At 34.2% G+C, this 8648-nt stretch carries 12 protein-coding genes; all 12 read right to left on the reverse strand.

What is annotated here, in order from left to right:
- Window positions 1-160: 160 nt before the first annotated feature.
- Window positions 161-634, reverse strand: a complete 474-nt coding sequence (locus tag PaeCFBP13512_RS22905) for a hypothetical protein (RefSeq protein ID WP_161594351.1) — start codon at window positions 632-634, stop codon at window positions 161-163.
- 20 nt (window positions 635-654) lie between these two features.
- Window positions 655-840: a hypothetical protein gene (locus PaeCFBP13512_RS22910; protein WP_137226292.1), complete on the reverse strand. Its 186-nt coding sequence runs from the start codon at window positions 838-840 to the stop codon at window positions 655-657.
- A 76-nt stretch (window positions 841-916) separates the two neighbouring features.
- Window positions 917-1480 (reverse strand): AbrB/MazE/SpoVT family DNA-binding domain-containing protein, encoded by a 564-nt coding sequence (locus PaeCFBP13512_RS22915; RefSeq protein WP_137226294.1) that lies wholly within the window; start codon window positions 1478-1480, stop codon window positions 917-919.
- A gap of 349 nt (window positions 1481-1829) precedes the next feature.
- A complete protein-coding gene (locus PaeCFBP13512_RS22920; RefSeq protein ID WP_137226296.1) occupies window positions 1830-2186 on the reverse strand; it encodes a hypothetical protein in 357 nt (118 codons plus the stop codon).
- Window positions 2187-2207: 21 nt separating this feature from the next.
- A complete protein-coding gene (locus PaeCFBP13512_RS22925; RefSeq protein WP_137226298.1) occupies window positions 2208-3479 on the reverse strand; it encodes a hypothetical protein in 1272 nt (423 codons plus the stop codon).
- Between the two features lie 276 nt (window positions 3480-3755).
- On the reverse strand, window positions 3756-4292 hold the full coding sequence (locus PaeCFBP13512_RS22930) for a hypothetical protein (RefSeq protein WP_137226300.1): 537 nt from the start codon (window positions 4290-4292) through the stop codon (window positions 3756-3758).
- Entirely contained in the window at window positions 4285-4575 is a 291-nt protein-coding gene (locus PaeCFBP13512_RS22935; RefSeq protein ID WP_137226302.1) for a hypothetical protein, read from the reverse strand. The genes PaeCFBP13512_RS22930 and PaeCFBP13512_RS22935 overlap by 8 nt, the downstream gene beginning before the upstream one ends.
- A 57-nt stretch (window positions 4576-4632) precedes the next feature.
- Window positions 4633-4971, reverse strand: a complete 339-nt coding sequence (locus tag PaeCFBP13512_RS22940; RefSeq protein ID WP_137226304.1) for a YolD-like family protein — start codon at window positions 4969-4971, stop codon at window positions 4633-4635.
- Window positions 4964-6229, reverse strand: coding sequence for a Y-family DNA polymerase (locus tag PaeCFBP13512_RS22945; RefSeq protein WP_137226306.1), 1266 nt, complete (start codon window positions 6227-6229; stop codon window positions 4964-4966). Before PaeCFBP13512_RS22945 ends, PaeCFBP13512_RS22940 begins: the two co-directional genes overlap by 8 nt.
- 304 nt (window positions 6230-6533) lie before the next feature.
- The gene (locus PaeCFBP13512_RS22950) at window positions 6534-7196 is read right to left on the reverse strand and encodes a hypothetical protein (protein WP_137226308.1); all 663 of its coding nucleotides are present in this window, start codon (window positions 7194-7196) and stop codon (window positions 6534-6536) included.
- A gap of 113 nt (window positions 7197-7309) precedes the next feature.
- Window positions 7310-8092 carry a hypothetical protein gene (locus PaeCFBP13512_RS22955; RefSeq protein ID WP_137226310.1) on the reverse strand — a complete coding sequence of 261 codons (783 nt, stop codon included), beginning with the start codon at window positions 8090-8092 and terminating at the stop codon, window positions 7310-7312.
- 71 nt (window positions 8093-8163) lie between these two features.
- Window positions 8164-8648 (reverse strand): hypothetical protein (locus tag PaeCFBP13512_RS23310; protein ID WP_206665617.1); only part of this gene is annotated, 485 nt, incomplete at its 5' end.

Here is an 8648-nt window from a genome sequence, read left to right on the forward strand (position 1 = left end):
AATTAGGAATTTTTTCATAAATAATTTTTTTTTTTAGAAAATACTAACAATCTTTTACATTTAGAAATTAAATCGCGTAGTACGTCTTTGATCTAGAAATAAGTAGCTTTTGATAAGCAAGTACCTCTACAATTTTACCATCCTATTCCCTGATGTAGATTTATACAGTCAATTTTATTCCATTTGCTTTTGCCCAATTTCCGATCATTTCCAAATGATACGTACCACATTCTTTGATCACCGTGGAGAGTCGGTTAGTATGATTTATTATAGCTTGATTATTTAGATAACTTACTTTGATCGATGTCACATTCTCAGGATCAAGCTTCAATTCTATTTTATCAATTTTAATAGATATCCCAATCTTTGGATTAATGTAAGTTGTCTTACGATCTTCATTTACTACGTTACCAATCTTTTTCTCTTCCATCTTTTTGTAGTATTCCATGATTTCATCAATATAATGTTCAGGAATATCACACTTGATTTTTTCAATAATTGCTTCAAATCTTCTGCGACTAATAGAGAATTTTAGGCTTTCAAATAACTGGTACTCTCTAAAAGTCATATCCAAATAGTGCGACATTTCTTTCTGTGAGTATATTCTGCGTCTAGCCTTTATGATTGTTTTCATAACATCATTAACAAATGCCATTATTCTTGACCTGATTGCAACATGATACTGTCTGTAAAAATCTCAATAAAATTGTCTTGATTCAGGAATTTTACATAGCTTATATGCCTCTCAACCGTATCATGTTTTAGTTCTACATCAAACAGATTAAATTCTATTTCGATTCCTGTAACAGTCGTTGCATCAAACATAAGTTCTTTATACATCTACAACACCTCTTCCTCAGATATTTTATTTGGTAAGACAGTATTAAATGAGTATTTAGGCTCTAATTCCGAATCGTTAAGCTCTAAACCAAGAAGTAACTTCTCTTTTCGAGCTACTTTCGGTTAATAAGGAAGTTATTTCTGCTAATACAATATCGCTTGGAATTGCATATTGTTCAGGGTCTTGTACTCTTCTAGGCGCATATTCTTGAATTAATTTCATTTGTATATAATCGTTTCCTGCTGCCAACGAATCTGATCCATATAAGTCACTTCTCAAAGAAAATACAGGAATTGATAATTGATATACTTCTTTATTACTGTCTGTTGCATGATGTATAAGAGTATATGATATTCGATATTTTCTCCATTGGACTTCATGTATTAATTTGAATGCAAAAATGTTATTTGGTATAACTTTTTTCTCGTCACACATATAACAAGCCTTATTGTCAGTGTCTATTTTCCCTGATCCAAAACATACTGGGCAATCTCTAAAGATAATTTGTTTATCAAGATATACTTTTCCTTCCGGATCGTATTGAAAACCGACTGTGTCTCCTTCTATTAAATTAAGATGATCACGAATTTCTTTAGGTATTGTTACCTGTCCTTTACTGCTAATCGTAGATTTAAACATATTCATACCTCTTTCTTTACTTTTCTTTACTTATGATTGTAAGATAAAGTAAAGAATGATTCAACATGAAAAATTATCTTGTTCTACTTTTGTAGAATGCAATATTTTCTATATTTTTGCAGAAAAAATCGATTCAAGTTATTATTTCAGGATAAGACGTGATCTGGTTACTTCAATTGAATTAATCATGTGATACATATGTAAAATGCCTTTATGAATCATATCTTTCCACTAAAAATGCAGATACATCTACATAGACGTATCTGCATTTTATTAGTGATTACTTTACTCTAGACCCAATGCATTTCTAAACTCCATAACATTTTGATGATCACTCTACGGCTTTTACTTAGATTCCATGAACAAACATGAGCGTTGTACGCATGTATCGGTAATATTCAGTCCCTTGTTTTTTAATATAAATGTTTGCAGGAGCCCCTGGTCTACCGGGGAAAAAATACATTTGATCTTTGTAGGCTCCTTCCCCTTTCGTAAACTTCGTTAACTTCTCCCCTTTTAGATCCTCTATATCCTTATATGTCCACTTTTCTCCATACGCTTCAATTTGCGGAGCGTGAGCTTCTAAGCGTTTCACTGTAGAATATAAAGTGGGCGTGCGATTGTAAAGGAGTAGCACCTCTACACCAATATAGATTACACATAGTACGCCGATTGCCAGCACCCATTTAGCTGCTCGTCTGCGCATATTGACACCTCTATTTCTGTATTAATTCCCTTTTACATACACATAGGTCATCACTTGAGTATTCCATGTCCCCCATTTCACATAATAATCGCCCGGTTCGGAAGTCCAGTTATTTTTAACTACTAAATATTTTGAATTAGACTCTAATAGTTTACGTACATATTCTTTGTACCCTACGACAGTTACGGTATGATTTCCATAGTGAGTTTGTCCCCAATAGCTTTGTAATACAGGGGCACCTATGTCAATGCGATCTCCATACTCTGCATACGTTGCTAATGAAATATTTTTAGCATACGCTGTAGGCACTCCATGTTCTCTCATATACTGCTGGAGTCCACTTGGAATATTAAGATAATTAGTTAATCCCGTGCCAGCATCTTGATATGTGTTCATTGTTTTTCGTAATTCTAGAGCAATACTTCTTGGATCACCTGTCGGATTTAAGGAAGGATATTGTTCAGCAAACCACATGACGATATTGGAACCCGCTGTTGGAGAGCATCCTACAGCTTCACCCGGTGAATATTCCCATTGTTTTAAACTTTTCACACCATTAATATAATTTTTGTCAATCCGTTTATAGGTTGGTTCCCAACTACCCGGATTTTCAGATGTTACACCATGTTCAGGATCATACCCATGTACATCATCTACTGCTGAAAGAACAATACTCTCAACTTGTTTCCACTTTGCCCGATTTGCCTCACTGTAGGCAGGCTCTGGATAGCTTAAATTCGCTTCTTCTGTCTCTAAGTCAGTAAGAGAATACGCTCTCATGGTATCATCTACAGCCACTTCATCACCTGTATTACTTTCTACTTCTACAGCTAATTTAATACCCCCGTACCATACCAATTTCGACTCTTCGATTTTGGGAGCTACAAGTGAGCGATTTTGACTTTGGATTTGGGATAATGCTACAGATTCTGCTTCTTCTTCATCCAGCGCTTTATTTTCTGTCCACATCAACACCGGTTCTTCATCTGCAAAAGCACTGATTAATGAATATCCTTCAGCTTGACCTCCTGATCCTTGAAAGTTAACGCGGTAGGCTACCAGTTGACCACTTGGATCATACACATCTTCTACTACCCCTATACGTGTTTGTTTGTTCCAGTTCTTTGTATCTCCTTCTCCCACTACATTAACGAGCACCGAAGCAGCTGCCTTTTGAGCTAACTCTCTGGTTACCATTTTGTCCAGAGAAACCGCATAGGTATTTAGAGGAAGAGCTGGGAGAAGCAGAGCACAACTGATCACGCTCATGATTAATTTCTTACGTAGCTTCACATTCATCGCTCCTGTTATGTATATGTATAATGCATCTGCATTATCAAACTTACTGTAACAGAGTATTAAAACAATTTGTTTACTTTAATGTAATAATTAGGAAATAATACTATTAATTATAGACTACTACACTATTTAGACATATTAGACTGCCTCAAAAGGAAAAATGAACCTAATTCGTCCCTTCAGCTGTGATCATCTTTTCAGCTTCAAGGAAAATGCCATTCAACTTTTAATAGTTGAATGGCATCCATAAATACTTGACTTTACATTTTATTAAATCGTAACTAACCAAAGCTTATGATTATCATTTAATCTTTCTTTTTCTTTACGATACATTTCTCTGAAGTAGTTGAGTCGCAGATGTCCTTCTAGCAAATGATAAGGTTTTCCCATATCAGGAAAATCTTCTTCAAATGCAATTATTGGTATGTTAAGTGGTGAATCATTTTGAAATACAATTATAGGTACGTTCCAGGTATTATGCGTTAACATGTATTTTTGCAACCAATTTGGGTCATCTGATTCGTAAATATGGTATCCTAAATTATCAATCATTCCAGATTCGTATGATTTTATGTTGTTGAAGATCTCATCTTTTGACCATGACTTCTCTTGAAATTTCATCTTTTGAAAGTCTAAAAATGCATAGTCATCAATATCTGAATGATGTCTGTAAATCCAGTTTTCTAAGGCACATTCAGGAAAGTTCGGAAGTAAATGACCAATACGTTTCTTGTATTCAATAAATAGTTCTTTATCTTCTACTTCACTACCAAGTGGTTTCAAACTCAAAATAAAATCTTCATTCATTAGAATCCCCCAATTGCATGCGTCTAACTTCTAGCTCATGTCGACGCTCATCTAGAATCTGTTCGATCGTTGCATCTTTCTGAACCAAAGAGAGACCATTCTTTTGTTTTTTGCGTTGTTGAGTTTTATGGATATCGAATAACTTGTATTTCCTTTTTTGTTCTGGATAAGAAACGTAAGCAACCGATTCAGCAATCGGCTTTAATCCCATGCGATTTAATTTATTTTGAGTAAATAAGTGGTCAGGTACTTCTTCAGGTAAATACTCTAATGTTTCATCCATATTCAAAAGCATCTCCTACATTAACGTGATTTTTCCTCAAGTATGATTATTGGATAACTACACTTCTATAATATCAGTAATTGATCGCAAAGAAATACAGACTTTCTCAAAAGTATCTTTGCTAAGTACTATATGTTGTTGTAGAGAATCAACTTGGTATATCCTTCCTGATACATCAACTATTCTTCGCTCGTGATAATAGCTAATTTTCACTAACGACTGCTTATAGTGCAGAAGTTGGATAGCCTGATTGATTTCCGCTACACGATCACTAGTTAATATAGGTTTGTTTACATCTTCTTGAGAAGCATACCAGGCATTAATCGCGTCTTGATGTTCAGGCAATATCATTGACTTACGCCATGTTTTGGCTCCACGTCCTTTAAGCTCATCCACTATAATGTCCCCCTATTTTATGTGATCGCTGGATAGCAGTTCCTGCTTCACTAATTGAAGAAGCTCGTAGAATAGCAGCAGAACCAAATTTCGTCTGGATGGTATCTATCGTTTTACCTAATCTACGTAATTTTTCATCTGTAGCGTGAACAAATAAATCCATTTGAATTTCATCATCATCTACCAAGTTTGAAACAGATACAGCTACATGCCTTATACGCCCGTCTACTGTACTTTGATCCAACAATAAGCAACAACTCTCATACAGATATTTAGACAGATCAGAGGCAGATAAGAGTGTTATAGAACGACTATAAGACGTAAGTAAATCTAAACGGTTATATCGTAAACTCAAGGATACGGTATGGGCAGCTAGATGTGCAGATCGTAGTTTACGGGCTAAATAGTCAGTTGCCTCATAGATCACAATCTTTGCTTCAGATACACTATAATCTCTAGCAAGAGTATTCCCTCTTGAGAATCCTTTACGGATCTCAAGGGTAGGATCATGATGTACGGGAGACAAATCAATACCCCAAGCATGCATATAATATTCTTCACCCATAACACCATACGTTCGTCTCAGCCATCCTAACGAAGTATGAGCTAAGTCTTTTAAAGTGAAAATACGTGCTCTATTAAATTGTCTACGCATTTTTTCACCAATGCCCCAGACTTCTTCTACGCGTAGGGGCCAAAGTAATTCCGGCACGTCCTCATAACGACATTCAGCAATACCGGCATGTTTTGCCTGCGTATCCAAAATCACTTTACTGATAAATTTATTTGGACCTATTCCGATGGAGGCTGTAATTCCTGTTCTGTTTAGAATCGTTTGTTTAATATCGACAGCAGCTTCCCATGCAGTTGGATAAATATTGTTTGTAGAATCCAGACAAACTATCATTTCATCAATAGAGTAGATATGTATAGCCTGAGCAGGAACAAACTCGTTTAAAATTCGAACAATTTGCATAGAGACATCCAGGTAACGTTGCATACGGGATTCGAAGACGTGAATATGATGTGTACGAGGAATTTGAAATAAGCGACTACCGGTCCGAATTTGATAACGTTGCTTGAGAGCAGGCGATGCAGCTAGTACTACGCTACTGGAAACTTGAAGATCTCCAACAACGGCAATCATAGCTTGAAGTGGATCAAGTTGATGATCAACAGCTTCTACTGAGGCATAAAAACTTTTCATGTCTACACAGATCATTCGATGTACTTTAAGCTTAGAATAATCAAATAGCATAGCTATCCACCCCTATTATAAGAACATTTGTTCCTATAATAGCATGAAAAATTTTTTTTAGGTACTATTTTAAATATAACCAACGCAATTTTCAAAAATCTATAACATTTATGGGAAATTCAGAAGTTAAACCCTCAATTTTGTTAGCACCAAACGTAAGCTGTCTATGTAGTCGTTAGATGCAGATATTATTTAGAATATTGTACCTACAGATCAATACTCCGTTAAAATTAACAACAAAATGCCATCCAACTTTAATAGCTGGATGGCATTTGCTAAGACATGGAAACTATTTATTTAATCTTTACTGTATTAAATATTTTATTTCTGAAAGGCTAGTGATTATATCATCAAGCGTTGATACTATTATTGCAACAACTTTATCGTTTAAGGGGTCAGAATAAGGTAATGTTAAAATACACGAATACTCATCTGTTTTAAAAATAACATCAATAAAATAAAAGGGGTTATTTGTTATAGGTGGAAGATTTTTGGATTCAACAATAGTCTCTATATCAGAGCTAAGATTAAGAATTTTGCGATCAACTTGAATCGGGAAAGGTTGATTCAAGTCTTTCACATAGCTCTCAATGCCATCTAACAAATCACCATTCCAAACTCTTCCTTCAACTATATTCTCCTTTAGAACAGCTATTTTAAGGTTAGGAAAGAAACTATCAAATAATTCATTTATTTTTTTATGGATAATTGTCTCTCTTTTTTCTTTAATCATGTCTTGATTAATGTCTACTTCCAATCGTATGACCCAATTATCAGATCTTGTGTTTCCTGTTTTTGAAAATTCGATAGTACAATCACTAACCAGTATACTTAAATTGTACCCGGTAGTTAATGTAACATTACCTGCCCATTTTGGTTGTTTGTTCTTATAATTTGATGTTTCAACTGATAAACGTGTATACATACCATCAAAAAGTTCACTTATTTTCTCTTCTAGTTCATTCATATTGATTCCTCATCTATATTGAAATTTAATTACAAAGATAACATTCATAGATATTATGCTGCTTTCTTTAGGTTATACGATATTAGTTCTAAAAAAAATAAATAAGTACCAAATTATATCATGATTTTAAATTGTTTTTTGCTTAATATAGTAGCAGTGAATTTGTTTTCCACATTTCTATTTTCAGTAGTAAAATGACTCCATTCCCCGGCTACAATGATTTTGAGATTTTTATTATCTTTATTCTTATAAATCTCCTTTTGCATCTGGTTATAGAGGTCTACATCATTAAACTTTAATACAAAATGATAATTTTTTTTATCTAGCGGGGCAACTAAATGAATTTCTTTTGTAGCTGGATCATAAATATAACCGTTGTCGAGAATAGTAGATTCAATGAGTCTCCAACCGATCACATCGGTATCATTTGGATACAAATTAATGCTTTCATCATAAAGGAGCATTTTGCCAATCACAATACCATTGTAAGTATCCAAGTAATGATATTGTGTACACATATAATATATTTGCCTTATGGTGTGAGGCGGTTTTAAAGTAGAGGCTCCTTCTTTGTGAGCACCAGGATGTAATTTTTTTGTTTGAGGATTACTGAGAGTTGTTAAATTAAAGAGGGCTTGAGTAAAATCAAATGTTGCTTCATTAAACTTTTCTGGATTAAAACCATTTCCTACTCCGTAACGACAATTCTCTATATGTCTATACGTCCTGCTGGCACGAAAATAAAATGAAGAGCTTCCCTCCCTACCACAGATATACATATGAGCATCACATTTAGGATTAGGGCAATACAAGCGTACCGATTTATTCTCTTTGTAAGCATCAGGGGCTAAAACCTTTATTTTTCTTTTTTCATCTTTAAAGGCGTACATAGACATGACAGTTGTCCTCCTAGATTGATTCCATAGATTTAAAATCACTACATCTTCATACTTATTACCTAAAATAACTATACATTATCTTCTTTCCAAAAACGATGAGGTTTAGCATTATGAGATTTACATATTTGAGTATATCCCCGTTTACTTAGATGAATGACTATATTCAAATTTAACTTGATCCAAGGATTCTTAGGCAACCAGTCCATAGGATCGATACGGTCGAGTATACTATTGTGACTTGATGTTTCCTCATGAGCGCTCCAAACTTGTAAAAGATCCGGCAGTTCTTCAACCTTGCATCCACAGAGTACCGCTAAATCTAAAGGTACTTCTGGCGAAAATATTGCTTTCAAGGTTGCTAAAGTGCCATTCTTCTTACAATAGTAATTATTAGTATATTCTTCTTTGCGATCGCAAATCTGAAATTCTGAAGACCATGTCTTAATTTGATTGTAATCTTTACTATTACTCATACACATAGAAAATATATTATCTTTTATGAAAATATATTTAGAATTATTTTTTTTTGGTTTTATAATCTTTAATTCTCCTT

The organism is Paenibacillus sp. CFBP13512 (assembly GCF_005233705.1).
Lineage (GTDB): Bacteria > Bacillota > Bacilli > Paenibacillales > Paenibacillaceae > Saccharibacillus > Saccharibacillus nuruki.